Here is a 25,557-nt window from a genome sequence, read left to right as displayed (position 1 = left end):
GCGGTGTAGCGTGACCTCGCACGTCGATGCGCGCGCTCCTCGCGATCCTGCGGATCGGTCTTCGCTCGCTGCGCGAGGGGCGCGGGTCGCACATGTCGGAGACGCTGGCCGGGGCGCAGGCGCGGGGGCCGGCAGAGCGCCGCGGCGCCCTCTCCGGAGCCCTGCGCCGCGCGCCCGGGGTGCGCCTGGCCCTCGTCGTGGCGCTCTCCTCGCTCTCGGGCGCCCTGTCCGGCCTCCTGCCGGCCATGGCCGGCGCCGCCCTCGGCGCCGTGGCCGGTCGCGCGGCGTCGCCCGGCGGCGCGGCGCCCTCGAGCGGCCTCGGCGGCGCGCTCGCCCGCCTGCTCGACGGCGCGCCGCCGGCGGCCGTGGTGCTCGCCGCGCTGGGTGCCACGCTCGCCTCCGCCTCCGCGGCGGTGCTGTCGGGCCGGAAGAGCTCCGAGCTCGCCGGCGACCTCACCGCCGCCCTGCGCGTCGCGCTCTTCCGCGCGGCGCTGTCCGCCTCGCCCCGGGACGTCGACGCCGCGGGGCGCGCGCTCCTCGACGCGCACGCCGCGGGACCCGCGGCACCCCGGCCGCCGGCCGGCCCCGGCCCGCGGCCCGCGCCGCCCGCGCGGGGCGCCGAGGTCGTGCGCCTCGCGATCGCGCGCGACGCCGGCCTCGTCGCCGACTTCGGCGTCGCCTTCGCCGCCGGCCTGCCCCAGGCCCTCGCGACGCTCGCGGTGCTCGCCGCGTCGCTCGTCTCGAGCGGCATGGCGCTCGTCCTCGCGGGCGGCGCCGCGCTCTTCGCGATCTCGCGCCTCGCCGCGGACCGGGCCTCGGGCCGCGTGGCGCGCGCCATGCGGGAGATGCAGCACGCCGACACGGCCGTCTTCAGCGCCCTCGGCGAGGCGCTCGCGAGCGCGGAGGACCTGCGCCTGCTCGGCGCCCGCGCCCAGGCGGAGGGCGAGCTCGCCGGGGCGGCCTACCGGGTCGCGGACGCCCGCCGCCGCTTCGGCCAGGCGCTCGCGGTCTCCGGCCAGATCAAGGGGGTGTTCGCGGCGCTCTCGCCGCTGGTCATCGTCGCCGCGATCGCCGCCTCCCGCGGGGACGCCGGCGCGGGCGAGGTCGGCGAGCTCCTGCTCGTGGTGCCGCTCCTGATGGCGCGCCTGGAGGCGCTCGACGCGCTCCGCGCCGGTTTCCTCGAGCGCGCCCCGCTGCTGCAGGCGACCCTCACCCTGCTGCGCCTGCCGGCGTATCCGCCGCCCGCGGAGGACGGCCCCGCGGCCGCGCCCGGTTTCGCCGCGGTGGCTCAGGGGCCGGGCGGCGGCCTCGCGGCCGCTCTGGACGGCGAGGCGAGGCGCCCGCTGGCGATCGAGCTCGAGCGCGTCACGTTCACGCCGAGCGGCGCGACCCGCCCGGTCCTCGACGACGTGTCGCTCTCGATCCCGGCCGGCGCGGTGGTCGGCATCTGCGGCCGATCCGGCAGCGGCAAGTCGATGCTCCTGCGCCTCCTGCTGCGGCTCGACGAGCCGTCGTCCGGCGCGATCGCCGTGGGCGGCGTGGACCTCCGGCGGATCCCGCCCGGCGAGCTCCCGCGGCTCTTCGGCGTGGTGGGCCAGTCGGCGCGGCTGTTCGAGCGGAGCATCCGGGACAACCTCGCGCTCGGCCTCGAGCCGCCGCCGTCCGACGACCGCATGCGGGAGGCGCTCCGCCAGGTGGAGCTCGACGAGCTCGCGGGCTCCGCTCCGGGCGCGGCGCGCGGGCTCGCGACCGAGGTGCGCGCCTCACCGCCGAGCCTGTCGGGCGGCGAGGCGCGGCGGCTGCTGCTCGCGCGGGTGCTGCTGCGCGATCCGCGCGTCTTCGTCCTGGACGAGCCCGAGGCGGGCCTGCCGGGCGCGACCGCCGAGGCGCTCCTGCGCACCGCGTGCGAGGTCGCCGGAGGGCGCACGGCGATCGTGGTGACCCACGCGCCGCACCTCCTCCGGTCGACGTTCAACGTGTTGATGGACGGCGGCAGGGTCGCGGCGGTGGGCACGCACGAGTCGCTCCGCGAGAGCTCGCCGCTGTACCGATCGCTCCTGGCGGAGGCGCTGCAGCGGTCCGCGGCGAGCCCGACGCGCTCGCCGGACGCCGCGCGATGACGACGCCCGGCGACGCCGCGGGGACGGGGCGCGCTCCGCTCCTGGGAGCGCCCCCGCGGCCCGTCCCGCGCGTGTCGCCAGCGCCGATCGATGTCGTTTCCCTTCGGTCTTCGCTACGGATCAGGTCGGGCCCTGGGCGCCGTCCAGGATCCACTTGCGCAAGGTCTCGAGCTGCTGCGGGCTGACGGTCGGCCCGGTCGTGCTGGGCGGCATCACGCCCGAGATGCACTGCGCCATGTCGGTCTGCACGCAGCCCGCGCCTTCCGCCTTGCCAGAGGCCTTGAGGTAGAGCCAGCTGCGGTCGGGATCGCCCGGGACGACGAGCCTGTACTGGCCGCCGCCGATGGAGGGCTGGTTGACCAGGCCCTCGACGATCTTCTTGGAGCTGATGTGGCCGCCGAGCGTCAGCTTCGCGTTGGGACCCGTCTCGGCATGGCAGCCGCTGCACAGGTTGGTCCGACTCTCGAAGATGGGCCGCACCTTCTCGTGGAAGAACCCCGACTCCACGGGCAAAGGCTCGTTGGGATTCACGACGTCGTCGGGATCCAGGTTCTGCTGGATGATCTTGATCTCGGTGTCCATCTCGCGGCACTGCGCCTCGAGATCCTCCTTGAGCTTCCGGTCGTCCGGCGTGAGGCCCTTGGCGCGGCGGTACTTCTCCCACACGTTGTCGATCCAACCGTGGAGCTTCCAGAACATGTAGTTGTCGATGTTCGCGCTGGTGTTGTTCACGCCGTGCGTCGTGTTGCCCGGCCGCGCCCACTTGGCGTGCAGCACGAAGTGGAGGCCCACCCACGGCATGTTGGTCGCCCCCGCGAGCCTCTGGCCCACGTTGCACTGGAGCCAGAAGCCGAGCGTGCCTTCGTCCGGGAACCTCGCGAGGTTCTCGGGCTTGTCGATCTCGTCTCCGATCCTCCCGGCTTCGAGGGCGGCAGAATCCCAGTCCTTCCACTGGTTACGCCACTGGGGCGGCACGTCCTCCGCCTTGGTCGGGAACTTCGCGAAGCCCTCGAACTGCTCGCTATGGTTGGGCCAGAGCTGCTTCAGCGCCTGGATCATGTGGCGGTGGAACACCAGGAACTGATAGCCGTCGCCGGCGGTCTGGCAGTTCTGATCCTTCGGGACCAGGCTGGTGAACGAGCAGATGTTCACCTTGCTCAACCCACCGCCGCCCGGGATGTTACAGGCGCGGATCGCATGCCACTCGACGTGGGCCGCCTGCCAGGAGTGGTCATACATCCACTTCAGGACCTCGGGCTGCACCGTTGTGTCGACGATGTCCGGATCGTTGTTGCCGGGCGGGAAGAAGTCAGCGGGCCCATCCCTCATGGTGGGGCTCGAGTCGCTCGGGTCGGGCATGTAGCCGTTCTTGCAGTGGTCGTACGGATGGTCGTCCGTGCCGCCTGCGCCCGTGCCGCCCGCCCCCACGCTCGCGTGGTCGCCCGCGCCCGCGCCCGCGCCCGAGCCCGAGCTCGCGTGCGAGCTCGAGCTGGCACCGCCTGCTCCGACCGTCGCGCCGGGCCCCCCCGCGCTGCCCTCGGGCTCGCCGGTTAACGAGTTTCCATCGTCACTGCCGCACGCGCTCAGCGACAACGCGGCCAGCGCCGCGAGCGCGGCCAGGCACTGTCGAGATCTACGGCGGTCGGTTGCAGAAACGTGTAGCAGGTCGTTGAATCGCATGTCGCTCTTCGCACTCCGGTAAGCTTGATCCGTTAGGTGCGACCCGCTCCCACATCGGAGCGGGCGACCATACACTGTCAGCGGCATGCCTGCTCCTTCAGAAGAGCGAGCATGCAGCAGGGGTATCGGATGCTACTGTAATTGTATGTTCTCTCGGCCTCTGAACGAGCTCATGCTGGCTGGCGATGGAGCGAAGACGGCCCTTCCGACGTGTAAAGTTGCTGATAGGGTGTCGCTCTTCCAGGAAGGGCGGATCGGGCAAGGCGTCTTCGGAACCTTCGCCTGACCAGTCCCGGTATATGCCCTTCGTCCCTGTATTTGATCTCGAGGGCGAGCTCAGATTCGACGTGAAGGGACGTCTCCGGGACGCGCGCGTGAAGGTGAAGGATGGAGTCGGTGCGCGAAAGCACCTGCCCTCGACGGCTGACGATCAGGTCTCGCCGACGGAGAACGTCGCTTCACCCTCGAGCGAAAAGTACGACGCCTATTTCCTACCAGTGGCCCACGACCGCGGTTTGGAAATAAGCTTGACAATGTGAGGCGGCCATGACGCCCATGCTTCCCCCCCCAGGAGGCAGCGCGGAGATCAGACGGCGGGCCGTCGTCGGCGTCAAGCCGTCAGCGGGGCGGACATCGCGCGGACATCGCATCGATGGGACTCCGCCTATCCGGTTCCGAGCCTGTCAGACTCGGTGCATTCAGCGACGGCGGCCGGTATCATCCCGAGCAGAATTCGCTCCGAGCGCGGCGCGCCGATGAGCCCGAGGCGCTCGCTCGTGCGCGGTGACCGGATTGGCAGGGCGAGCGGCAACGGAAGGCGGGGATCTCAAGGCAGGGCGGGGCGACCTCAACCTGGGTGGGCCGGCGGCGACCTCAACCTGGGTCGGCGGGCTCAACCTGGATCGGGTCGGCGGGGCGACCTCAACCTGGATCGGGTCGGCGGGGCGACCTCAACCTGGGTCGGGTCGGCGGGGCGACCTCAACCTGGGTCGGGTCGGCGGGTCGGGGTCGGGTCGCGCAACCTGACGGGAGCACGATTTCAACCTGGGTCGGGTCATCTGGGCCGCGTCGTGGCTCCGGCGACCTCAACCTGGGTCGGGACGCGGGGGCAGCGGCGCCACCGGGGTCGGGTCGCGGGACGCGGCGCAATGTCGGAACGGAACGCCTCGGGATAGGTTACGCTCCGGGCCGGTCTATGATTCATCATCCCGGACACCGAATCTGCCTCACGTCGTGGGAGCTGCTTCAGGTCTTCCACGGAGCGGTCATCCCTCGCCAGGGAGAGCTGCTGCTCATCGAGAAAGATGGATGCGAGTCGAAGTACCGCGTGGAACGGGTCACGTACAAGATGACCAGCAACCACGAGCTCATCGCCACGGTCTTCGTGGAGCCAGCGTGATACCCTCCGGAGTACGTCGGAGATCGGCAGTGGGCCGTCCCTGATCGCTCGTCTGCTCGACGAGCCAGGCGATCCCACGATGGGAACTCGACGTGCTGCAGGTGAACGAGAGGTCTACGCCTTGCCCGTGACCTTGTCCCAGGCGTGCCGGACCGCGGACTTCATGTGCTCCCAGGTCCCGGGGTTGCGCTCTTCCCAGGCCTTGCCCGCTTCCGCCTCGATGGTCGTCCAGTCGTGTCCCCTGAAGTTCTGGGACGTCCCGAGCTGGTAGCCGAACAGATACGCGGGCGCGACCTGCTCGTAGGCATAGCCGTGCTTGGAGTAAGGGCCCGCGTGGTAGTGCTGCCGGAACTCGGTGTCGTACTGCTCGTACGCCCTCGCCCCATCGCTGCGCTCCGCCGCGCTGACCGGCTCGACGTGGACCTCCGTGTGACGCAAGGTCTCCCGGATCTGCTCGGTCCTCTGGGTCACCGCCTTGCTGACGACGACCTCCTCGATGACGCGCGCCTTCTTCGCGACGACCGCCTCCTCGTCGGTCTCGACGAGCTCCACGGTGCCGGACTGGAACGTGTCGAGCGCCGCCGGCTGAACCGGCCGATCCACCGGGTGCCGCTCGACGTGGACGTGCTCCTCGCGCAGCCTCACCGACTCCTGGACCGGCTGCTCGACCAGCCGGCTCGATACGCGCACGCCGCCGCGGTTCACCTCGCGCTTGCCGACCTGCAGCTCCTCCTCCATCACGGGGACCGCGATCTGCTCCTGCAGGACGTCGGCCCGGAGCTGATCCGTCTTCGCGGTCGAGGTGGCGGTCTTGGCGGTCTGCTGGGACTTGCTCAGCTGCTGAGAACGCTGGGACGGGGACATGGAACGTTCGCCGTGATTCATGATGTGACCTCCATGATGTCGTGGTCCATGTGGACCGTTATCCCCACGCGCCGCGCGCGAAGGTGGGGTTCGTGACTCGAGAGCCGGGCGCCGAAGCCCGTTCGAGCATCCTTATTTCTCGTCGCGATCGCGGGAGGGCACGCGCTCCACCCGCACGTCCTCGCGCCGGAGCGTGACGCGCTCCGGCGGGCTCATCTCGACCGAGCGGACCCGGGTGATGCGGAGCTCCTCCTTCAGCACCAGGCGCTTCTCGATGAAGAGCACCTCCTCGACGACCGGTACAATCAGCGTGTCGCCCTCCTGCCGGGTCGCGGGCGGCTCCGTCACCACCCGATCGACGGCGACGCGCTCCACGACCACGCGCTCGCTCACGAGCGGCTCCTCGACGGCCTCGACCCGCTCGTGAACCTGCTTCGTGATACGGACGCGTCCAGACTCGACCGTACGCTTCGTCACCTCGAGCTCCTGCGCGACGACAGGCACGATGAGCTCGTCGCTGATCTCTGCTCTCCTATCCGCCGGTTCCTGGCTGCTGCTCGAGTCCTGCACGGTGCCCCGGTGCGCGCCCCTCCGCGGGGCGCGGTCGATCGTCGGTTGAGTCGCTCCCCATGAGCGCTCCCCGGCTGGAGCACGGTCCGGGCCAAGCGCGACCGCAGGCGCCGAGATGCGATGGAGCGCGATCTCCTCTGCACGCGCCCGCGCCCTCGCGAGGCATCGCGCCACAGGCCTGCTGCGAAGGAATATTTACAAAGTGCCTGTTGCCGGGGATCGCGACGCCAGAGGTGATGACCAGAAGGCCACAGGTGAGGCCGCAACGCGGTTCAGCTCTGGGCGCATCGTGAGCCGCGTCGATCGCGGATCACTGGGTCGCTCGCCTGTCTGGCCTTTTCGTCGCGCCGATTGGCCGCTTGCCCGGTTTCCTGGCCCGCAGGGCCCGCCCGCACGCCTGTGCGGCCTCACGGGTCGCAGGGGCCGCCCGCCCGTACGGCCTGGCGGGCGAGCTGCTCCGCATCGCGTCCGGCGCGGAGCGCCCCCTCGGGCACGTCCGCCGATATGTCGGGCGGGCGGCCCGCGAGACCCCGCGCGAGGTAGATGAGGATGGACGCGGTCCCCCAGGCCAGCGCGAACGCGACGCCCGCATCGACGATGGCGCGGTACGGCGGGGACATCCGCCGGACAAGCAGGATGAGCGCCACGATGCCCGCGATGAGCACCCACGTCGCGATCAGCCGGCGGCGCGTCGTGTGGAAGAGCGCCATGCAGTAGAGCGGCGCCAGCGCCACGTGCAGCGGCCGACGATGCTCAGCGAGGTAGAGCGCGCGCGCGACCACCCGCGGCGAAAAGCGCTGTTGGAAGCCGCGATATCCCTCGAAATAGGCGATCACGACCGTCCAGGCCGCAAGAAGGAAGAGCTGGCCTGTCGTGAGCTCGTGGGCTGTCAGGAGGCGAGCCGCCGTGGAGCCGAGCCGGTAGATGGCCTCGACCAGGACGGCGACGACGCCGAGGACACCCCAGAGGACGATGGCGAGACGACGCCGAGGCTCGCGGGCGGGCGAGCTCATCGCACCCACGCCGGATCGAGGGGCCTCACGGCCGTGGACCGCGAGCCGTCTGCCGCGTGCGCGGACGATCGCGTCGGACGGTGCGCCGGGCAGCCGAATCGCCGCATGCCCTCGCCATGCTAGGAGAGGAGCGGGGCACGTCAACCGGAACTTCGCAGGGCGGAGGGCGGCCCGCGGTGTCCTGCCGGCTGCGTGGTTGCGGTTCGTTCGGCGGCCGTCCGGCGGTAGCATCGCCGCCCCATGCCGATCGCCGACCGCTCCGCGCCGGGCGCGCCGCCCGCCCCGGCGCGGACCCTCCCGCCCCACCCGCACGCGCTGCGCTCGCCGCTCGCCCCGTTCACCGCGCGCCTGCGCGACCTGCTCTCGACCGTCGAGTCCGCGGCGCTCCTCGGCGCGGTCGAGGCGCGCGTGCGCGGGCTCGGGGAGCACCTGCGCTTCGCCTGCCTCGCGATGCCATGCTCGGAGGCGCTCGTGGCGCTCGAGATGGAGGCGCTCGGGCGGCTCACGGTGCCCGTGGTCGCCAACGCCGGCGGGTACCGCACGGCGGGCGCGGAGCTGCCGCCGAGCGGCACCCCGTTCGCCTACCTGCTCGGCGGCGGCGGGGGGCACGCGGTGGCGCTGGGCGACGGCGACCCGATGATCGCGCCGCTCCGGCCGGTTCTGGCCGCGGCGCCGGCGGCAGCAATTTTTGTGCCGATTCGCGTCGGCGCGGCGACCGTGGGCGGCGCGGCGCTCTTCTCGCACGACGCGCCCCTCGGAGGGCGGGAGCTCGACATGGCCGAGCGGCTCGCCGAGGTCCTCGCGCTCACCGTGGAGTCGTTCCGCACCGAACGGGTGGTCTTCGAGCTCTTCGCCCGCGCGATGCCAGACCTGCTCGGGCAGGCGCCATGCCAGGTTGGGGCGGCGAGCACGAACCAGGTTGGGGCGGCGAGCACGAACCAGGTTGGGGCGGCGAGCACGAACCAGGTTGGGGCGGCGAGCACGAACCAGGTTGGGGCGGCGAGCACGAACCAGGTTGGGGCGGCGGGCCCTGGTCAGCCGCTTCAGGAAGAAGCGGCCCCACCGCCGACCTCGCTTCGCGCCGCCCTGGAGCGGCACATCCATGCGCTCCGCCTCACGCCCGAGTACCGCCGCCGCCTGGAGCTCGCCGCGGTGGTGGGGAGGCTCGCCGAGCACGGCGAGGTCGAGGCTCGCCTCGCCCTCGACCTCCTCGCGCGGATCGACGCCTACGCGCGCGGCGGCGGCGTACAGGGGCCGCTCGGCGAGGGGGAGGGGAGCGCAGCGTGACAGCGCCCTCTCCGGTTCGTCCGGGCGGCGAGCTCCTCCGAGACGCCGCGCGCCGGGACGCGCGCCGCGGCGCGGGCGTACGCGTCGCGCTGGTCGACTCCGGCGTCGACGGCGCGCACCCCGCGCTGCGCTCGGCGGCGCTGCGCCACGTCGCGCTGTGCCGCCGCGGAGCGGCGCACGAGGTCGCGCCGTGCGCGCCAGGAGACGTCAGCGGGCACGGGACGGCGTGCGCGGGCATCGTCCACCGCATGGCGCCCGGGGCCGAGATCACGAGCGTCCGCGCGCTCGGCGAGGACGGACGATGCTCCCGCGACGGGCTCATCGCGGCGCTGCGCTTCTGCGTGCGGGAGCGCTTCTCCGTGGTCAACCTGAGCCTCGGCATCGACATCCCAAAGAGCGCGCCGCTCCGCCCCGGCGACTACCGGTCCCTCGTCGAGCTCTACGAGGTCGCCGACGCGGCCTACACGGCAGAGGTCGTGCTCGTGGCCGCCGGCCCGAACGCGGCGGCGTTCCGCACCTACCCGGGGCGCTTCAAGTCGCTGATCGGCGTCGGTCGAGGGCCCTTCCAGGACCCGGAGGCGCTGCGGAGCGAGCTCACGCACGACCACGAGATCCTCGCGCCCGGCGACGAGGTGCTCGCGCCCGCGCCCGGCGGCGGCGAGCGGCGCTGGACCGGGACCTCGTTCGCGGCGCCCCACGTGACCGCGCACGTCGCACGGATCCGCGCCGCCCGGCCGGAGCTCTCGATCGAGGCGGTGAAGGCGGCGCTGCACGAGCTCGCGCGCGGGGCGGGAAGCGGGGCGGGGAGGAGCGCGGAGGAGGGCGCGACGGAGGTCGGCGCTGGCGCCGCGGCGGCGGGAGGCGGCGCCGCGCCCGGGCGCGCGGCCGCGGAGGCGCCGGAGGATGGCCGTGCGCCCGCTTGACCCGCTCGACGGCGTATCGCCCCTTTCGCGGCTCCTCCAGAGCGCGTCGGGCGCCGAGGTTCGCGCCGAGCTCGATCGCATCGAGGCGCTCCTCGGGGAGGCCGGCGCTCCTGCGGCGGCGGAGGCCGGCGCTCCTGCGGCGGCGCCGGCCGCTCCGCCGCTTCCAGGAGGCCCCCTCCTCACCGCGGCGCTCGGCTTCGGGCGGGGCGCGCTCGCGCTGCGCGAGGGCGCGCTGGACGCCGCGGTCCGGCTCCTCGACGGCGCCGCCGCGGCGTTCGATGCGCAAGGAGCGGCCGAGGCCCGGGACCTCGCCCGGTGCGAGGCGGTGCTCGCGCGCCTGCGCCGCGACGCGCGGTCGGCTTGCGCCTCCGCCGTCGCGGAGCTCGATGCCATCGCGGGCGCAGGCGATGGCGGTCGCCGCGCGGCGGTCGTGGCCGCCCATTACCGCGCCACGGCGGAGCGGATCGCCGGCGACGCGGCGGCCGCGCAGCGCACGCTGCTGTCGGCGCTGCGCGGATCGGAGCCGTTCCTCGACGAGCGGGCGCAGATCCTGAACTCGCTGGGGACGCTTTATGTGACCCTCGGCGCCCACGGGGCGGCCGAGGCGCTGCTGGAGCACGCGGCCGAGCTCCACCGCCGCCGGGGAGACGCCGTGGGCGAGGCGATCGCGTACGGTCAGCTCGGCGCGGCGGCGCTCGGCCTCGGCGCCCTCGAGCGCGCTCGCGCGGCGCTCCAGCGGCAAGAGTGGCTGTGCGCGCGCCTCGGCGATGCGTTCGGCCGCGCCCGCGCGCTCACGTTCCTCTCGGAGCTGGCGCTTGAGCTCGGACGCGCCGACGACGCTCTCGCGCTCGCGACCTCGGCCCGCGACGTCGCGGCGGGCGCCACGCCGCCGCTGCGGACCTGGATTGCCTATGCGGCGCGGGCGATGGGGCGCGCGCGGCGGGATCTTGGCGATCCCGGCGCCGCGGCGGCGCTCGAGGAGGCGGGGGCGCTGTTCCGGGAGCTCGGTCATCCGCTCGGGGAGGCGCTCGCCGCCTGGGACCGCGCCTCGGCCGAGGCGCTCGCGCCCGTGAGGTCCACAACCCCGGTCGCGCCGGTGCAGCCCGCAACCCCGGTCGACTGGTTCTCCGCCGCCTGGGCGCTCGGCTCGCTGGGGCTGCCGTCCCGCGTGGCGCAGCTCCTCCGCGAGCGGATGGAGATTGAGGAGGCCGCGCCCGCACCGCGGACGGCGAACGGCGGGCCGGCGTCGGACGGCGGGATCCGTGAGCGAGCGCTCGCCGCGGCGGCGCAGACCTCGCCGCACGTGGCCGTGCAGCGCGAAGTCGAGCTCGTCTACGACCGGCCGGATGACCTCACCGTGGTTGCCGCGCGCAGGACCGCGGCGCACCGCAACCTGGGTCGCCTCGCAGCGCTGACCCTCGCCCCGCCAGGTCTCGTCGTCGCCGCGATCGCAGCCTCGGGCCTTGGCGTCCGCGGCCTCGTGCTCCCGTCCGAGCGCGCGGCAGCCGCCTGCATCGCCCATCTGCCCGGGCTCGCTGTCTGGCTCTGGCCGTCCGCCATCGCGCCCGCCGCCATCGGCAGCGATCTCGCCGACCTGCGCACGGCGCTCGGCGAGCCGCTGCGCGCCGCGCTCGCGCTCGCGCCGGCCGGACGCGTGGTCTGCCCGCCCTTCGCGGGCGACGTCGGCGCCGAGCTCGAAGCCGTCGAGGTCGGCGCCCTGCTGGCATTGACAGAATCGCTCGCACAGGGCGAGCTGCGTCTGGATGCACAGCTGGGCTGGAACGGGGAGGTCGGCGCGAGCGTTGAGGCCTTGGGGTTCGTCCTCACGCGCTGAGAGCGTCGGCAGCCACGCTCGCGCCGTGGAACGTGCGCATCCACCACGTCCCTAGCGGGAAGACGACACTGCGTATACCGGCACGCCAGCGTTCGAGCGCCGCTCGGTATGACGCGCGAAATGCCCGTACGGCGTCACTGGCGCTTCTCCACGCATCACCCTGATTGCGGCCCACCGCGAACGTCGGATTGCGCTCGCGTAGTGCTTCTGTGCTCGTGGCCCGCTCGTAAGGGGAGACCTTGCTGGCTCGCTCGGCGCCCAGAGCGTGGAGTCCCTGCTGCTGCGCCTTGGCATGTGCCTGCGCTTCCTGTCGCTCGAGCTCGGCGGCGACGTCGCGGCGAAATCCTTCCGCGCTGTCCTGCTCTATGGTTGGGGGCAGCGCGAGCGGGAGCGTGGTTTCCTCGGGCCACTGAGGGTTCTCCGGATCGAGGTATACCGAGGGCCGAACCGCGTGCAGGACGCCGCGGCCGAGCTCGCGCACGTCCACCTTGGCGCCCGGCCATTCGTGCGCATGCCGGACGAGGCCGGCGGCCACGGGGTTTGCGAGGACGTACGCGATCTTCTCTACCAATGCTGCGTGGGTCAGCAGCCGTACCGCGCTTGTGGGCTCGTGGTCCCACACCGGCCCTTCCCATGCGCGTATCACCTTCGTCCCGAGCGCGGCGATCCGATGGAAGAACTGCAGGAAGCGCGGCAGAACGCCATTGACGTCGGTCACGATGAGGTGAAGATGCGTTGACATCGCGCAGAGTGCATGGACCTCGATGCCGTAGCGGCGGCTCGAGACGGCGAGGGCGTAGACCAAGAGCTGGGTGATGGCTGCGTCTGGGCGGAGCAGGTGATGCCGGCGCAGGATGCGGCGGGTGATCAGGTACGTGGCGCCGGGGATGATCGCGCGGGGCTGGCTCATGGCCGTCGCCCATTAACAAATGCTGTGCCAGCGTTCTGGTGCCGGATTTTAAGGGATCGGCGTGCGTCGGGGGGTGGCGGCCGCCAGGTTCTCCGCCACTTGGGCCACCCCAACCTGGGTCGGTTTAGTTCGTCTCCAACCTGGGTCGGTTTAGTTCATCCCCAACCTGGGTCGGCTCAGTTCATTCCCAACGTGGGTCGGTTCATTCCACTTGGGTCGGTTTATTCCGGTTATCCCCCTCACCTTACTGCGATGCCCTGCGCGCCGCTCCCAGGCACCAACTCACCTGCCTCGCCTCGCGGGAGCAGGCTTCCGTCGCGGCTCACCTGGAATGCCGCGATCGTCCCGGTCCCGGCATTAAGGGTATACAGAAATCGCCCGTCGCGCGTCATCGTGAGGTCGATCGGCGCCGTTCCGGCGGGGAACGACGCCGACACGCCGCCGTCGAGCAGCGTCAGCGTGCCGCGCGCGTCGACCTGAAGCCCGGAGACCGTGTCGCTGCCCGTGTTGGCCGTGAAGACATACCGGCTCCCAGGCGCGCTGGCGATCCAGCAGGTCGCCCGTTGGAAGGTGTCGACCGTGTCGCTGATGACGGCGAGGCTGCCATCCGCGCGGATGCCGTACGAGGACACCGCGCTCGTGTCGCCGGTCGCCGGCACGCCGTCGCCGCCGACCTCCGCCACGATGAGGTGTCCGCGCCGGTCGAAGGCGAAATCGAACGGGACGAGACCTCTGGAGATCGTCGTGACCGGAGCGTTGCTGGGCAAGCCGCGGCCGCTCACAGGGAACACGTGGATCTGGTTCGACCCCTTGCCCGCCACGACCAGCACCTCCCCGTCGGGAGTGAACCCGATCTGACCCGGCGTCGCACCGAGCGACGGCGGAATCGTGCCGCCGAGCCCGAGATCGCGGACCGACCCCTTCATCGGGACAAGCTCGCCGCACGGCTCCACCTCGAAGCCGGCGATGTTGCCGTCGCCACCCACGTTGAGGACATAGAGCAGGTCGCCGTGCGACGCGACGCTGACCGGAAAGTCGCCGCCCGAGTCAACCACGTCGAGCAGCGTCAGGCCGTGCGGCCCCACCCGGAACATCGACACCTCGTTGCTGCCCGCGTTCACGGCGAACAGCAGCTTTCCGTCCTCGCTGAGGACGAGCGACCCCTGCGAGCCGAGCGGGTTGATCGGCCGGCTCGGCGCGCCGAGCCCCCCGGTCGCGTACGTGCCTGCGTACGCGAGCGAGCCGTCCGCGGCCCGGTCATACGCCACCACGGCATTGCCATCTCCGGCGTTGGTCATCACGAAGACTTGGCCGTGCCGGTGGACGCCGGCGCCGTGCGCCATGGCGTCGCCGGGCGCGCTCGCGGTGAAGATCCCCAAGCTCAGGGCCGTGATGCTCATCGTGCTGCGAAACATGAGAAAGCTCCTGGGAATGGCGCCGTGAACCCAGCGGCGCGGGCTTGTCGGTGGGTCGATCGTCGAGGCGCATCTCCGTCCTGACGACAGCGCAGGACGCGCCCCGAGCGCCCGGGGCGCGCGTCGCTGCGTGCTCCGTCGGGCGGGGTCATCCGCTGCTACGCGGACGCCCCTCCGCGGTTTCGCGGCTACCTCGACCGGCCCGCTCCGGCGCGCCTCTGCCCCTCACCCGGGCGACGCTCCGCCTGCGCGCGCGCCGCCCGCTGCGGCGTGGCCGACACGCGCTCGTGGCCCCGCCTCTTGCGGCGACGGACGGACGACCGCTCCACCGTGGTTGAGGTCAGCGCCGTGGTTGACCGCTCCACCCTGGTTGAGGTCAGCGCCGTGGTTGACCGCTCCACCGTGGTTGAGGTCAGCGCGGCTCTACCGTGGTTGAGGTCGGCGCGGCCGCCCGGACGTCAGCGCGGCCGCCCGCCGTCGCTGCCGGAAGGCTGGATGCGCCGGACGGCCATCATGAGCAGGTAGCGGTCCGGAGCGCCGGGCAGGTACCGCTCCAGGTGGAGCTCCCCGGGTCGGAAGCCGAGCCCGTGCAGCAAGCGGAACACGCGGTGCGCGGCCTCCTCGTCCCGCGCGGTGCACTCCAGGGTCGCGAACACGGTCGGCGGTACGTCCTGGCGCCGCGCCCCCGGCGGCAGCCGCCGGCCAGGTCGGATCCGGAACCCAACCTCGCCATGAAGCTCACCGTCCTTGAGGTCGAGCGTGCGGACGTACCCGCTGGTCAGGACCGGAACGCGCCGGCGCGCCAGCTCCCGCTTGCGCGCCGCCACGTCCGCGCGAAAGGGCAGCGGGCCCTCCGGCGCCGTCGCCGGGAACCAGACCAGCACCGAGCGCTCCTTCCAGTGCTCGAGGTGCATCGGCAGCTGCGACGACGTCACCCCCCGCAGGTACTGATCCGCGATCTCGAGCGACAGCAGGCGGGCCGTCATCTCCTGCTGCCACGTCGCGAGCATCGCCTCCCGCGCCCGGCCGCTCAGGCGGAGGAACTCGCGGATCGCCGCGATGGGGATCCCCGCCGCCCGCAGGCTGCTGATGCAGCGGGCTTCCTCCACCTGCCCGGGCGCATAGGCGCGGTAGCCGTTCGCGCGCCGGCCGGCCGGCAGCAGGAGGCCCTTGCGCTCATAGAAGCGAAGCGCGCTCGGCGACAGGCCGCTGCGATCCGCGAACTGGGAAATCGTGAGCATGCTGCGGATTTCTCCTTGAGCTTCAACCTGGTTCAAGGTGCAGGGTTCAGGTGCAGGGTTCGAGCGTCGCTTCCAAGGACTTCCAAGGAGAAGAGCCCATGAACGTTTCCGTCGTGACCCGGGGCGAGCTCCGGCTGGCCGGCATCAAGGTGGTGGGCCGCCGCAGTGAGCTCAGCCACCGGGTGCCCCTTGCGTGGCTGGAGCTCGTCGACCGCCTCGACGTCGTCCCCCACCTGGTGGACCGGAGCGTGCTTTACGGCGCCTTCCCGGAGAGCGACCACCGGAAGGCGAGCCACGACGGCGTCTACACCTACTGGGTATGCGCCGAGGTGAGCGCCGGCGGGGCGCTCCCGGAGGGCGTGCTGCCGCTGGTGCTCCCGGCGCAGACCTACGCGGTCGCCCGGGTCGAGGGGACCGCGGAGGCCATCGAGGCGGCCTACCTGGGGTTGTCGCGCTGGATCGATGCCCAGGGCAAGCGCGTCGACGCGCAGGCCTGGTGCCTCGAGCGGTACGACGAGCGGCGGCAGAAGGTGACGCCGCCCTACGAGCGGTTCGACTACGACGTATGGAAGCCGCTGCACGGATGACGCGCCGAAACCCACGCGTCACGCCGGTTGCGCGTCACGCGTTGCTCGATCGCGCAAGCGCCGGCATACCACGAGGCGCGCGTTCCTGTAGACCTTGGAGACGCGCGGCGTGGACGACCCGCGAGCGCGACGCGGCGATCGCGTGCGCTCGACGGCGCCCTCGCTCGGATTCAGGGCGAACGACGCTTCGGCGGGGCGTGGGCACCTGGCATCCCGGATGCTTGGACGTCCAGGAGACGATCTCGAACGACCCTCCATCCTCGAATGGGGCTCTCGCCATGTCCGCTCTGAACCCGCAGCGCACTGGAACCCTCGACGCACGCCGGCCCGCTCGCGCCTCCGAGCACGACGGAGCGGACTGCCTCCGGGACGAGTTCCTCACGCTCGCATCGCATGAGCTAAAGACGCCGCTGACCTCGCTCGCGCTGCAGGTGCAGCGGATGAAGCGCATGAGCGAGCGGCAGGCAGAGGACGCGTCGACGTGGGTCGCCTCGCTCGAGGTCGTCGGCCGCCAGGTCAACCGGCTCGCCCGGCTCTGCGACGACATGCTCCAGGCGATCTCGCTCCGAGCAGGCCAGCTCGCGCCCGAGCGCCAGAGCGTCGATCTCGTGGCGCTCGTCCGGGAGGTGGTCGCCGGGCTCCCGGTCGAGCTCCGCGCCCCGTCCGCCGCCATCTCGGTCGACGCGCCCGAGGGCGTCGTCGGCCTCTGGGACCGCGAGCAGATCGGGCGACTCGTGTTCCACCTGGTCAAGAACGCCATCACGTTCGGCGAAGACCGGCCGGTCTCCGTCGAGGTCAAGGCCTCTGCCGGCGGGGCGCAGCTCCTCGTCCGCGACCGTGGCACGGGCATCGCGGAGGAGGACCAGGAGCGCATCTTCGCGTGCTTCGAGCGCGCGGGCGACGTGGAGCACTTCGGTGGCCTCGGGCTCGGGCTCTACATCGCGCGCGAGATCGTGCACGCCCACGGCGGTCGCATCGGCGTCGAGAGCGCCGTGGGCCGAGGCTCGACGTTCGTCGTCGACCTCCCCCTCTAACCCCGCCCGAAGGCCAGCCGAGCGTCGCGCGCGCGAGCCGCGAGCGCCCGCCGCGCGGAACGCGCAGCGACGGGAGGCCCTGGGCGGCCGGCCCGACCGGCAGGCCGCCCAGGTCCCGCGCTACGGATCGCCGGGCGGCGCGTACCCGAGCCGCTTGATCCCGAGCGCCTTCAGCTTGTAGACGAGCGTGCGCAGCGGCATGCCGAGCGCGCGCGCCGCCTCCGTCTGGTTTCCGCCCGCCTTGCGCAGCGCCTGGACGATCAGCTCGGCCTCACAGCGCTGGAGCCGCGCCTTCAGGAAATCGGCGCCCGGCGGCGCGGACGTGAGCTCCTCGCCGTCGCACGGCAGATCGCGGTCCACCGCCGGCGCGGCCGGGGCCGCCGCCCGCGCGCGCTCGGGCAGATCCTCCTCCGCGATCCACTCGCCCTCGGCGATGACCACCGCCCGCTCGATCGCGTTCCGCAGCTCCCGCGCGTTCCCCGGCCACGCGTACGCCCGGAGGCGCGCGACCGACCCGGCGTCGAAGCCGCGAATGGAGCGGCCGTTCGCCTGGTTCGCCTGATCGAGGAAGCGGCGCGCGAGCGGCTCGATGTCCTCCGGTCGCGCCCGGAGCGGGGGGATCGTCACCGTCATCGCGTTCAGGCGGTACAGGAGATCGCTGCGGAACGCGGCGGACGCGCACATGGCCTCGATGTCGCGGTGGGTCGCCGCGATCACGCGCGCGTCGACGTCGATCGGCTTGTTCGAGCCGACCCGGGTCACCTGCCGGGTCTCCAGGACGCGCAGGAGCGCGGCCTGCGCCGAGGCCGGCAGCTCGCCGATCTCGTCGAGGAAGACCGTCCCCCCGTCCGCCGCCTCGAACACCCCCCGCTGCTGCTGCCACGCGCCCGTGAACGCGCCGCGCTCGTGGCCGAAGAGCGCGCTCTCGACGAGGTGCTGCGGGATCGCCCCGCAGTTGACGCACACCATCGGCTTCCCGCTCCGCGGGCCGCGGTCGTGGATCGCGCGCGCCACCACCTCCTTGCCCGTCCCCGTCTCCCCCAGCAAAAGCACCGGGATCGACGATCGCGAGACCCGCGTGACGATCTCGAAGACGCGCCGCATCGCGGGGCTCACGACGACGGGATCGGTGTTCGGGGCGCCCGCGTGGCTCTTCCACGCCCCGCCCGGCGCCGACCGCACGGGCTGATCCTCCGTCGCGCTGCGCACCGCGTTCCAGCACCGATAGAGCAGGTCCTCCGCCACGGTCCCCGCGTCGGGGAACATCGCGAAGCCCGAGAGCACGACCGGCGCCCCGTCCGCGCCCGGCGCGGCGAGCGCGCGCGCCACATCGAGCGCCGCGTCGGCCCCAACCTCGGGGAGCAGCGCCGCCACCACGTCGGAGCTGTACAGGGCGATCCGGTCCACGGGGCGCAGCAGCGCCCGCACGCGCGGGAACAGGTGGCTCACGTGACCGCCCTGCTGGCGAGCGGGCCGGGCCATGACGATGGCGAAGCTCCGCCCGAAGAACCGCGCGCGCCTCACCTCCTCCTCGAGGGCGACGCGGAGCTGCTCGTGGCTCATCAGGCCCGGCAGCTCGCCCTCGGCCGCCGTGATCGAGCGGACGGCGACGACCACCTTGCCGAGGATCACCTCGTCACCCGGCTTCGCCTCGCCGCGCGCGACGCGCGCCCCGCCGAGCCAGGTGCCGTTGGTCGAGCGCAGATCCTCGATGAGGACGCTGTCGCCGGACACGGTGAAGCGGGCGTGCTCGCGCGAGAGGCTGACGTCGCGGATCTGGACCTGCGACGGCGGCGCGCGGCCGATGACGACCGACGCGCTCGGCCGCAGCACAACGCGCTCGGCGCCGTCGCGGTGATACACGAGCAGGGCCACGCGCCGGTCATCCTGCCTGACACGCTGGATCGCATCGATGAAGCTGCTCGACAGCGGCGTCGTTTCCATGCCGCTGTCCTCGCGAATCACTGACACTCTGTTAACCCCCCTCTCACAAGATCCCGCCCCGGGGTCCCGGCGCCGCGCCCCGCGCGTCCGCGACGCGCACCGGGCGGAGCCCGCCCGCCCGCGGGCAGGCGCTCGCTGACGCTGAATTGCGCACCGCCACGGGCGTCTCCCGCGCGCCGCGGCGCACCAGATGGTTCACCGGGATCGGGTGTTCATGTCGCTCGAGTCGCTCAAGTCGCGCTCAAGTCACACATCTTGCAATTCAAGCACCACCTGCGCGTCGAGCTCGCCGGTGACAAGGACACCGTGTTCCTGAGCGGCGGAGCGCGAGCGCTCCATGCTCCGCGGCCGCCACGCTTCGGGCCGGTGCGGCTCCACGACGCGCCGGTCCGCCTCGGGTGGCTCGACCGGGCGAACCGGGAAGGGGACCTGAGCCCGGTGCCCCTCTGCGTCCAGGCCGCGCTCGGCCGAGGAGACCTCCCATGCGCGACGGCTATCGCATCCTCGACGCGGATCGTCATGTGACCGAGCCGCTCGATCTGTGGCAGGCCCACCTCGAGCCGGAGCTCCGCGATCACGCGCCATACCTCGCGTACGTCGGCGAGGGCGAGCCCCTGGCCGACCGGGTAGCGTATCCCGGACCGGAGGGCCTGCTCGCGCTCCCTCCGCAGCCGATGGTGGACGGGCGGCCGATCCATCGCCCGATGAGCGCGCGGACGTGGCGCGCGGTCGCCTCGGCCCGCCGCCGGCGCGCAGGGCAGCTCGCTCGGCTCGGCCGCCTGGAGCTGCCCCAGACGCACATCGAGGACATGGACCGCGAGGGCATCGACGTGGCCTTCCTGTACCCGACCCTCGCGCTGATGCTCCTCGGCATGTCCCCGCTGGAGCCGGCGCTCGCGGGCGCCTTCGCGCGGGCGTACAACACCTGGCTGCGCGGCTTCTGCGATCACGAGCCCCGGCGCCTCCGGGGCGTCGCGCTGATGAGCCCCCACGATCCCGCGCAGATGGTGCCCGAGCTCGCGCGGGCGGCGGCGCTCGGGTTCCGCGCCGTCGTGCTCCGGCCGAACCCCGTCGCGGGCCGGACGCTGGGCGACCCCGCCTACGAGGCGTTCTGGGCCGAGTGCGAGCGGCGCTCCATCGCGGTCGCCGTCCACGAGGGCGCGCACGCCTCCCTGCCGGCGGCCGGCGCCGATCGCTTCCACAGCCGCTTCGCCCTGCACGCGTGCTCGCACCCGATGGAGCAGATGATGGCGCTGCTCGCGCTGATCGAGGGCGGCGTGCTCGAGCGCCACCCCCGCCTGCGGGTGGCCTTCCTCGAGGCCGGCTGCGGGTGGCTGCCCTACTGGCTCTATCGCCTCGACGAGATCGAGTTCCGCGGCCTGGCCGAGGAGGTCGCGCCGCACGTCCGCCGCGAGCCGTCCGCGTATTTCCGCCGCCAGTGCTTCGTCGAGATCGAGCCGGACGAGCCGCTCCTGGAGCAGGCGATCCCGTGGCTCGGGGAGGGCAGCGCGATCTTCGGGACGGACTTTCCCCATATCGACCACGACGCGGGCATGGCGGAGCGCGCGCTCGCGCTCCGCGGCAGGCTCCCCGGCGACGCGCTCCGCAAGCTCCTCTGGGACAACGCCGCCCGCTTCTACGGGCTCGAGGGATGACTCAACAGATGAGGACCGAGAGCTGCGCGTCGCTCGCGAGCTCGGCCAGCGCGACGGGGCGATCGACAAGCTCCGGCGCCGGCGGGACATGGAGCGTGATGACGCCCGCCGACAGATCCCAGCCCTTGCGCTGCTCGCAAAAGCGCCACCCGGCGCCGCTCGGCGCGCCCGGCTCCCGCGCCTCGCGGACGGTGAGCTCGATCCCCGGCGGCAGCGCGTAGCCGCAACAGGCCATCAAGAACTCCCGCGGATCCCGCTTCAGCCGAGCGAGCTGCGCCGGGTCTTCCCAGCTGAGCGCGACGGCGCGCAGCCACGCCGACTCCAGCTCCTGGAGCACGTCCTCCGCCGCGCCTCGCTCGCCTCCGGCATGCGCCTCGGCGGGTGCGCCGTCGAGCTGCGCGGGGGTGCTCTCGGTCTCCGACGTCCCAGGCGGGTATTGGGAGGGCTGACGGGAAAACATGGCTATCTCCATGGCGGGGCTTCTGGCACGCATGGGTCATGGAGCCGCCGCCCCGCGCCGTCGAGCCCCCTGCGCGGGATTCGAGGGCGCTCGAGAGGGCGCGGCGGCAGCTCAACCGTCGAGCTCCTGGTGCAGCGCTCGCGCCTCGGCGAACTCGGGCAGATCGGCGCACTCGGCGGGCCAGCCGCCGCTCTCCCGGAGCAGGGCGCGCGCCTCGTCGCGCCGGCCCTGCCGCGCGAGCAGGCGACAGAGCGAGAGCGTCGAGCGCAGCTCGATCGTCCGCGCGCCCTGCTCGCGCGCGATCGCGATCGATTGCCGCAGGCAGCGCTCGCCCTCCTGCTCCGCGCCTCCGCCCAAAGCGCGGAGCGACAGCGCCTTCAGGCGGTAAAGCTCCGGGACGTAGTAGACGTCGCCCAGCTCCGCGGCGAGCAGCAAGCAGCCCGCGAGCCGCTCGATCGCGGCCTCGTGCTGCCCGCGCTCGGCCTCGAGCTCCGCCACGAGGGAGAGCCAGTACGGCAATCCCATCTTCTGGCCGGTGTGCCGGATCGCCTCGACGTCCTGCCTCAGCTTCTCGAGGTCGCGCTGCGCCCAGGAGTGCAGCGCCCAACAGAGCTCCTTGAACCAGAGGTGATGGCTCCTCGTCAGCTGCATGAGGGCGTCGGTCAGCGCGGCGACCTTCTCCCGCTGGCGGCCGTAGTGATGGACGCCGGCCAGGTGGAGCAGCGCCATCCCGAGGGTGTTCGGGTGGTCGAGCTCGCGCGCCCACGCCACCGCCGCCTCCCCTTGCGCGAACGCCTCCGCCGGGCAGCCCATCAGGTAGAGCAGCAGCGCGAGCGTGTACTGGCCGCAGGCCTTCGGATCGAAGCCGTACAGGGAGACGTGCCCCCGATCCGCGGGATCGTAGAGCTCGACGCCGCGCGCGAGGTGCGGGCGAGCCTCCGCGAGCTTTCCTTCGAAGAACAAGCAGTTCCCCAGCACCACCATGGACGCGGCCCGCTGGCGGGTGTCCTGCGATCGCGTCGCCATCCCGAGGATCCGCTCCGTCAGCGCGCGCGCCTCGCCGCGATGGCTCCGGAAGTTGTGGTACCAGAACATCGCCCACAGCGTCGGCGCGGTCATCGGGCTGTCCCCGAACGCGTCGATCAGCTCCTCGCAGCGCTTCACCGCCGCCTCGAGCTCCCGGGGCATGTACCCGAGGCGGTCGAGGAGCGCCATGATCAGCAAGCTGTTCAGCCGCAGCTCGGCGAGCGCGCGCTCCCGGTCGTCGGCGATGCCCGGGAGCCAGCCGAGCGCCTGCGTCACGTGGCCGATGGCCTCGGTGTCGTCGGCGTTCGCCGGCCGCTTCAGCGCGCGCTCCGCCGCGATCTCCGCGTAGGCGATCGCCTGCTGCTTCTGCTCGGCGGCGGCGTGGTGGTGCGCGAGCAGATCGGGCCGCGCCGCGACGAGCTCGGGGAAGCGCTCCTCCATCGCCCGGGCCACGCAGGCGTGCAGCCTCCGCCGGCTCCGCTTCGAGAGCGACTCGTAGGCCGCGTCCCGGATGAGCACGTGCTTGAACAGGTACGTCGGGTTGTTCAGCCGGCGCTTCCTGTGGATGAGGTCCGCGGCCATCAGCCGATCGAGATCCTCCTGGACGAGCTCGCCGTCGAGCGTGGTCACGGCGCTCAGCACCTCCAGGCTGAACTCCCGCCCGAGCACCGCGGCGACGCGGGCGGTCTCCTTCGCCCTGCCGAGCCGGTCGAGGCGCGCCATCAAGAGGGCTCGCAGCGTCGAGGGGATCGCCAGCTTCGAGATCGGCTCGGAGAGCGTGTAGTGGTCCCCCTCGTCGACGAGGGCCCCGGACTCGAGCACCATCCGCGTCAGCTCCTCGACGAAGAGGGGGACGCCGTCGGTCCGGTCGACCACCTGCTCCAGCAGCGGCTCGGGCAGCGAGCGGCCGCCGGCGAGCCGCGCGACCATGTGCTCGACGTGCTCGCGATCGAGGCGGCCGAGCTGGATCTGGAGCATGCCCGACGTCGACCAGGGCGGCGAGAACTCCGGCCGCGCGGTGAGCAGCATCATGAGCCGCGCCGAGGGCACATCGACGATCAGCATGCCGAGCCACTCCAGGCTCGTCGGATCGGCCCAATGCAGGTCCTCGACCATGAACAGGACGGGCCGCTCCTCGGCCATGTCGAAGACCATGGTCACGAGCGCGTTGAGCGTCCTCTCCTTCTGCCGCGGCGGCGGGTCCTGAGGCGCGGCGTAGCGCGCGTCGAGGGGGATCGACAGGAGCGCCGCGAACAGCGGCACCGTCTCCGCCAGGTCGAAGCCGCGGCGGGACAGGAGCGCCTCGAGCCGGGCGAGCCGGCGCCCCGGCGCCTCGTCCCGGCCGGGGTCGATCAGCCGATCGAGCAGCTCGATGAGGGGGTGGAGCGCGCTGTTGCGCCGGTCGGGGGTGCAGCGGCACTCCAGGCAGCTGTGGCCGTCGCCGTGGAGCCGCCGCGCGAGCTCCCACGTGAGGCGGGATTTGCCGATCCCGGGCCCGCCGGTGACGAGGACGCTCTGCCCGATGCCCTGCCGGACCTGGCTCCAGCGCTGGAGCAGGAGCTCGAGCTCCTGGCTGCGGCCGATCAGCGGCTCCGTGTCGCGGCCCGCGGTGTCCTGGTCCTGCGTCGGGCGAGGGATCTCGTGCCCCATGCGGTAGATGGCGATCGGCCGGTCCGCGCCCGAGAGGTCGCGCGACGCCATCGGCTCGAACGTGAACCGGCTCCGGAGCAGCCTGAAGGCGTCGCCGCTCACCGCGATCGTGCCCGCGGCCGCGAGCGCGCTCAGCCGGGCCGCGATCCGCGGCGTCGTCCCGAGGTGCTGCGTGTAGCGTTGCGGCTGGCCGGCGACCACGAGGCCGGTGTGGAGCCCGATCCGGACCTCGAGCGCGAGGCCCCGCGTCGCCGCGAGGCGCGCGCTGCGCGCGCGGACGTCCTCCGCGATCTCCAGCGCCGCGCGCGCGGCGCGCCGGGCATCGTCCTCCTGCGCGGACGGATAGCCGAAATACAGCAGGATCTGATCGCCCAGCGCGCCGGCGAAGCGCCCGCGGTGGCGGCGGGCGATCTCGTCGCAGACGTCCTGTTGCTCGCCGAGCAGATCGTCGATCTCCTCGACGTCGGTGTCCTTCAGGCCCGGGCCCGAGGTCGTGAAGGCGCAGCAGACCACGGTGAGGGGCCGCCGCTCGGCGTCGAGGCACCCGGCGCCGCCGGCGCGCTCCCCGTCCAGGGGAGAGGGCGTGTCCTCCAGCCGGGGCGTCGCCGGCGAGGGCAGCGTGTCGGCCGCCGCGCGGCCGCTGGGCGTCGACCTGCCGTCCCGCGGGGGCCGGTCGAGCGGCGTCGTCGCGCTGTCGCCGTAGCCCCACCGGGCCTCGTCCGGCGCGCCGGGGTCCGGCTCCGGCGCCGCCTCCAGCCCTCGCGCGCGCGCCACGAAATCCTCGCGGCTCAGCCCCTCCACGTCGCAGACCTCGAGCTCGCGCAGCAGACCGGAGGCGGTGGCGACGCGCTCGGCCACGTTCTTCAGGGTCGCGCGCCTGAGCAGGGTGCCGAGCGGGTGCCCGAGGAGCGCCGCGGGGATCGGGATCGGCTCGGAGCTGGCCTGTCGGAACAGCACCTCTTGCATCGATCTGCCGGCGATCGCCGGCCGCCCGGTGAGGCACTCCAGGAAGACGAGCCCCCAGGCGTACAGGTCCGATCGCACGCTCACCGGCTGTCCGAGGAGCTGCTCCGGCGCCGCGTAGGCGGGCGTGCAGAGGATCTCGTTGCTCGGGGTGAGCTTCGCGTCGACGCCCTCCATGGCGCCGGCGATGAGCGCGCCGATGCCGAAGTCGAGCACCAGCGCGTTGCGCCGCGCGCCGGTGGAGACGATCATGATGTTGCTGGGCTTGAGGTCGCGGTGGACGACGCTCTGCCCGTGGGCGCAGCCGAGGGCGTCGAGGACCTGGAGCATCAGGTGCCGCGCCTCGGGCGGCTCGAGGGAGGTCTCCTCGGCCAGCACCTCTGCCAGGTTTTTGCCGGGCACGAACTCGAAGATGGTGTAGAGCGTGCCCTCGTCCGTCTGGCCGGCGTCGATGAGCCGGACGATGTTGGGGTGATGGAGCTGCGCGCAGAACCGCGTCTCCTGGTGGAAGCGGGCGCTGCGTCGGGCGACGTCGGCGGGCTTGCCGCCCCGGGCCGGTCGCATGACCTTGATGGCCACCATCTGCCCGGTGGCGAGCTGGCGCCCTTTGTAGACGTCGGCGAACCCGCTCTCCCGCAGCGCGGAGACGATCTCGTAGCGCTCCTGGAACACGGCGCCCGGGGCGAAGGCGGTCGGGGTCATCGCCGCTCCCTCCGCCGGGCGGCGCCGCGAGCCCGGCCGAGCGGGCGCGCCCCGGGAGGCGCGGAGCGCGGCGCCGAGCGGCTCGCCTGGTCGATGAGGCGCTGGCGCACGGCGGCCGTCGACCTCGTCGTTGCGGCTGTCCCACGGCCGACCTCGCTGTTCACGGTAGCTCATATAAGGTGTGGACCCGTGGACGTCCGTCGATGGCCGTCCGGTTCCGGCGCGCCTCCTGAACAAACTCTGCATCTCGCCCGCGCCCGTCCGGCGCCTCGGCGCGGAG

General features: G+C 72.8%; 20 protein-coding genes. 10 read left to right on the top strand and 10 right to left on the bottom strand.

The window, feature by feature from the left end; translation table 11 throughout:
- Positions 1 to 92 precede the first annotated feature (92 nt).
- Positions 93 to 2,120 carry an ATP-binding cassette domain-containing protein gene (locus WMF20_RS30920; protein WP_437605473.1) on the top strand — a complete coding sequence of 676 codons (2,028 nt, stop codon included), beginning with the start codon at positions 93 to 95 and terminating at the stop codon, positions 2,118 to 2,120.
- Between the two features lie 120 nt (positions 2,121 to 2,240).
- Here the strand turns inward: WMF20_RS30920 and WMF20_RS30915 are convergent, their stop codons facing one another.
- Positions 2,241 to 3,548, bottom strand: coding sequence for a hypothetical protein (locus WMF20_RS30915; RefSeq protein ID WP_437605472.1), 1,308 nt, complete (start codon positions 3,546 to 3,548; stop codon positions 2,241 to 2,243).
- Positions 3,549 to 4,099: 551 nt separating this feature from the next.
- Here WMF20_RS30915 and WMF20_RS30910 point away from each other — a divergent pair.
- Together WMF20_RS30910 and WMF20_RS30905 are read left to right on the top strand one after the other, a co-directional pair.
- Positions 4,100 to 4,339, top strand: coding sequence for a hypothetical protein (locus WMF20_RS30910; RefSeq protein ID WP_437605471.1), 240 nt, complete (start codon positions 4,100 to 4,102; stop codon positions 4,337 to 4,339).
- 656 nt (positions 4,340 to 4,995) lie between these two features.
- Positions 4,996 to 5,199 carry a hypothetical protein gene (locus tag WMF20_RS30905; RefSeq protein ID WP_437605470.1) on the top strand — a complete coding sequence of 68 codons (204 nt, stop codon included), beginning with the start codon at positions 4,996 to 4,998 and terminating at the stop codon, positions 5,197 to 5,199.
- Positions 5,200 to 5,313: 114 nt separating this feature from the next.
- On the opposite strand, the gene WMF20_RS30900 is transcribed toward WMF20_RS30905, so the two are convergent.
- From WMF20_RS30900 to WMF20_RS30890, 3 genes are all read right to left on the bottom strand, one after another.
- Entirely contained in the window at positions 5,314 to 6,084 is a 771-nt protein-coding gene (locus WMF20_RS30900) for a YsnF/AvaK domain-containing protein (RefSeq protein ID WP_437605469.1), read from the bottom strand.
- A 111-nt stretch (positions 6,085 to 6,195) separates the two neighbouring features.
- Entirely contained in the window at positions 6,196 to 6,567 is a 372-nt protein-coding gene (locus WMF20_RS30895; protein WP_437605468.1) for a DUF2382 domain-containing protein, read from the bottom strand.
- Between the two features lie 473 nt (positions 6,568 to 7,040).
- Positions 7,041 to 7,646 carry a hypothetical protein gene (locus WMF20_RS30890; protein ID WP_437605467.1) on the bottom strand — a complete coding sequence of 202 codons (606 nt, stop codon included), beginning with the start codon at positions 7,644 to 7,646 and terminating at the stop codon, positions 7,041 to 7,043.
- Positions 7,647 to 7,886: 240 nt separating this feature from the next.
- Here WMF20_RS30890 and WMF20_RS30885 point away from each other — a divergent pair, with 240 nt between their 5' ends.
- Genes WMF20_RS30885 through WMF20_RS30875 form a run of 3 tightly spaced genes read left to right on the top strand, consistent with a single transcriptional unit; the run spans position 7,887 to position 11,690 of the window.
- Positions 7,887 to 8,933, top strand: a complete 1,047-nt coding sequence (locus WMF20_RS30885; RefSeq protein WP_437605466.1) for a hypothetical protein — start codon at positions 7,887 to 7,889, stop codon at positions 8,931 to 8,933.
- Entirely contained in the window at positions 8,930 to 9,856 is a 927-nt protein-coding gene (locus tag WMF20_RS30880; protein WP_437605465.1) for a S8 family peptidase, read from the top strand. The genes WMF20_RS30885 and WMF20_RS30880 overlap by 4 nt, the downstream gene beginning before the upstream one ends.
- A complete protein-coding gene (locus WMF20_RS30875) occupies positions 9,843 to 11,690 on the top strand; it encodes a hypothetical protein (RefSeq protein WP_437605464.1) in 1,848 nt (615 codons plus the stop codon). The genes WMF20_RS30880 and WMF20_RS30875 overlap by 14 nt, the downstream gene beginning before the upstream one ends.
- Here the strand turns inward: WMF20_RS30875 and WMF20_RS30870 are convergent.
- The 3 genes from WMF20_RS30870 to WMF20_RS30860 all read right to left on the bottom strand — a co-directional run bounded on the left by WMF20_RS30870 (position 11,680) and on the right by WMF20_RS30860 (position 15,256).
- Positions 11,680 to 12,600, bottom strand: coding sequence for a transposase (locus WMF20_RS30870; protein ID WP_437605463.1), 921 nt, complete (start codon positions 12,598 to 12,600; stop codon positions 11,680 to 11,682). The genes WMF20_RS30875 and WMF20_RS30870 overlap by 11 nt on opposite strands.
- 239 nt (positions 12,601 to 12,839) lie before the next feature.
- A complete protein-coding gene (locus WMF20_RS30865) occupies positions 12,840 to 14,015 on the bottom strand; it encodes a lactonase family protein (protein ID WP_437605462.1) in 1,176 nt (391 codons plus the stop codon).
- Positions 14,016 to 14,473: 458 nt separating this feature from the next.
- Positions 14,474 to 15,256, bottom strand: a complete 783-nt coding sequence (locus WMF20_RS30860) for a MerR family transcriptional regulator (RefSeq protein ID WP_437605461.1) — start codon at positions 15,254 to 15,256, stop codon at positions 14,474 to 14,476.
- Between the two features lie 98 nt (positions 15,257 to 15,354).
- Between WMF20_RS30860 and WMF20_RS30855 the strand changes: the two genes are divergently transcribed.
- Both WMF20_RS30855 and WMF20_RS30850 read left to right on the top strand, forming a co-directional pair.
- Entirely contained in the window at positions 15,355 to 15,843 is a 489-nt protein-coding gene (locus WMF20_RS30855) for a GyrI-like domain-containing protein (protein ID WP_437605460.1), read from the top strand.
- Between the two features lie 278 nt (positions 15,844 to 16,121).
- On the top strand, positions 16,122 to 16,877 hold the full coding sequence (locus WMF20_RS30850) for a sensor histidine kinase (RefSeq protein WP_437605459.1): 756 nt from the start codon (positions 16,122 to 16,124) through the stop codon (positions 16,875 to 16,877).
- Between the two features lie 120 nt (positions 16,878 to 16,997).
- On the opposite strand, the gene WMF20_RS30845 is transcribed toward WMF20_RS30850, so the two are convergent.
- The gene (locus tag WMF20_RS30845) at positions 16,998 to 18,821 is read right to left on the bottom strand and encodes a sigma 54-interacting transcriptional regulator (protein WP_437605458.1); all 1,824 of its coding nucleotides are present in this window, start codon (positions 18,819 to 18,821) and stop codon (positions 16,998 to 17,000) included.
- A gap of 255 nt (positions 18,822 to 19,076) precedes the next feature.
- On the opposite strand from WMF20_RS30845, the gene WMF20_RS30840 reads away from it, so the two are divergent.
- Together WMF20_RS30840 and WMF20_RS30835 are read left to right on the top strand one after the other, a co-directional pair.
- Positions 19,077 to 19,346 carry a hypothetical protein gene (locus WMF20_RS30840; protein ID WP_437605457.1) on the top strand — a complete coding sequence of 90 codons (270 nt, stop codon included), beginning with the start codon at positions 19,077 to 19,079 and terminating at the stop codon, positions 19,344 to 19,346.
- On the top strand, positions 19,304 to 20,476 hold the full coding sequence (locus WMF20_RS30835; protein ID WP_437605456.1) for an amidohydrolase family protein: 1,173 nt from the start codon (positions 19,304 to 19,306) through the stop codon (positions 20,474 to 20,476). The genes WMF20_RS30840 and WMF20_RS30835 overlap by 43 nt, the downstream gene beginning before the upstream one ends.
- Before the next feature lies 1 nt (position 20,477).
- Here the strand turns inward: WMF20_RS30835 and WMF20_RS30830 are convergent, their stop codons facing one another.
- Entirely contained in the window at positions 20,478 to 20,936 is a 459-nt protein-coding gene (locus WMF20_RS30830) for a BMA_0021/BMA_0022 family TOMM bacteriocin (protein ID WP_437605455.1), read from the bottom strand.
- A gap of 111 nt (positions 20,937 to 21,047) precedes the next feature.
- On the bottom strand, positions 21,048 to 25,277 hold the full coding sequence (locus WMF20_RS30825) for a TOMM system kinase/cyclase fusion protein (RefSeq protein WP_437605454.1): 4,230 nt from the start codon (positions 25,275 to 25,277) through the stop codon (positions 21,048 to 21,050).
- Between the last annotated feature and the right edge of the window lie 280 nt (positions 25,278 to 25,557).

It is taken from the genome of Sorangium sp. So ce834 (assembly GCF_051521425.1).
In the GTDB taxonomy this organism is placed as follows: domain Bacteria; phylum Myxococcota_A; class Polyangia; order Polyangiales; family Polyangiaceae; genus Sorangium; species Sorangium cellulosum_D.
Note: the sequence above shows the minus strand (reverse complement) of the source record. Positions and strands in the feature narration are given on the sequence as shown.

Excerpts from the sequence above, each read along its gene's own strand:
- WMF20_RS30865 (WP_437605462.1), bottom strand. The coding sequence starts at position 14,015 with ATGTTTCGCAGCACGATGAGCATCACGGCCCTGAGCTTGGGGATCTTC.
- WMF20_RS30870 (WP_437605463.1), bottom strand. The coding sequence starts at position 12,600 with ATGAGCCAGCCCCGCGCGATCATCCCCGGCGCCACGTACCTGATCACC.
- WMF20_RS30855 (WP_437605460.1), top strand. The coding sequence starts at position 15,355 with ATGAACGTTTCCGTCGTGACCCGGGGCGAGCTCCGGCTGGCCGGCATC.
- WMF20_RS30905 (WP_437605470.1), top strand. The coding sequence starts at position 4,996 with ATGATTCATCATCCCGGACACCGAATCTGCCTCACGTCGTGGGAGCTG.
- WMF20_RS30860 (WP_437605461.1), bottom strand. The coding sequence starts at position 15,256 with ATGCTCACGATTTCCCAGTTCGCGGATCGCAGCGGCCTGTCGCCGAGC.
- WMF20_RS30825 (WP_437605454.1), bottom strand. The coding sequence starts at position 25,277 with ATGACCCCGACCGCCTTCGCCCCGGGCGCCGTGTTCCAGGAGCGCTAC.
- WMF20_RS30890 (WP_437605467.1), bottom strand. The coding sequence starts at position 7,646 with ATGAGCTCGCCCGCCCGCGAGCCTCGGCGTCGTCTCGCCATCGTCCTC.
- WMF20_RS30885 (WP_437605466.1), top strand. The coding sequence starts at position 7,887 with ATGCCGATCGCCGACCGCTCCGCGCCGGGCGCGCCGCCCGCCCCGGCG.
- WMF20_RS30835 (WP_437605456.1), top strand. The coding sequence starts at position 19,304 with ATGCGCGACGGCTATCGCATCCTCGACGCGGATCGTCATGTGACCGAG.
- WMF20_RS30845 (WP_437605458.1), bottom strand. The coding sequence starts at position 18,821 with ATGGAAACGACGCCGCTGTCGAGCAGCTTCATCGATGCGATCCAGCGT.
- WMF20_RS30910 (WP_437605471.1), top strand. The coding sequence starts at position 4,100 with ATGCCCTTCGTCCCTGTATTTGATCTCGAGGGCGAGCTCAGATTCGAC.
- WMF20_RS30830 (WP_437605455.1), bottom strand. The coding sequence starts at position 20,936 with ATGTTTTCCCGTCAGCCCTCCCAATACCCGCCTGGGACGTCGGAGACC.
- WMF20_RS30850 (WP_437605459.1), top strand. The coding sequence starts at position 16,122 with ATGTCCGCTCTGAACCCGCAGCGCACTGGAACCCTCGACGCACGCCGG.
- WMF20_RS30920 (WP_437605473.1), top strand. The coding sequence starts at position 93 with ATGTCGGAGACGCTGGCCGGGGCGCAGGCGCGGGGGCCGGCAGAGCGC.
- WMF20_RS30900 (WP_437605469.1), bottom strand. The coding sequence starts at position 6,084 with ATGAATCACGGCGAACGTTCCATGTCCCCGTCCCAGCGTTCTCAGCAG.